The sequence below is a fragment of the Sandarakinorhabdus rubra genome (assembly GCF_010994245.1).
GTDB classification, from domain to species: domain Bacteria; phylum Pseudomonadota; class Alphaproteobacteria; order Sphingomonadales; family Sphingomonadaceae; genus Sandarakinorhabdus; species Sandarakinorhabdus rubra.
Map to the genome: position 1 here is coordinate 1 of NZ_WMHO01000479.1, position 533 is coordinate 533.

Consider the following 533-nt stretch of genomic DNA (forward strand, 5'->3'; position numbering starts at 1 on the left):
CGATGGACGGGCTGGCGGCCGGCTGGCTGCGGCTGGCTGGCGTCGTGCAGCGCCAGTCCGGCCCGGTGGCGATGGAGGCGCTGCTCGCTGATCCGCCACCGCTGTTGCTGGTCAGCCGCTATCGCCCCGCGCAATTCTCCCAGCCGCAGGCCTGGGTGCAGCACCCGGCACTGGCGCGACTGCCCTCGCGCCGAATCAGTGTCGATGGTCGGGCCTTCCTGTGCGGCGGCGGCGCCATGCCGGCCGAGATCAAGCGCCTTAAGGCGGCCCTGGCACGATGACCCTGCGCCTTGCCCTGCTGTGCCTGGCCCTGGCGCTGGTGTCACTGGCCATCGGCCCGGTTGACCTGGCCGCCGTCCACGCCCGCGATCCCGCGCTGGCGCAGACCCTCTTCATCGAGCTGCGCCTGCCGCGCACCGGCCTGGCCCTGCTGATCGGCGCCGGGCTGGGCGGCGCTGGTGCGGCGACGCAGGCGCTGCTCCGCAACCCGCTGGCCTCGCCCGACGTGCTGGGGCCATCCACCGGCGCGGCGC

Annotated in this window: 1 protein-coding gene and 1 pseudogene; both read left to right on the forward strand. The window is 74.9% G+C overall.

The window, feature by feature from the left end; all coding sequences use genetic code 11:
- A pseudogene (locus GJV64_RS15395) lies at positions 1-281 on the forward strand (hypothetical protein); the annotation flags it as partial.
- On the forward strand, positions 278-533 hold a 256-nt coding region (locus GJV64_RS15400; RefSeq protein ID WP_164158404.1), incomplete at its 3' end, for an iron chelate uptake ABC transporter family permease subunit. The pseudogene GJV64_RS15395 and the gene GJV64_RS15400, both read left to right, overlap by 4 nt.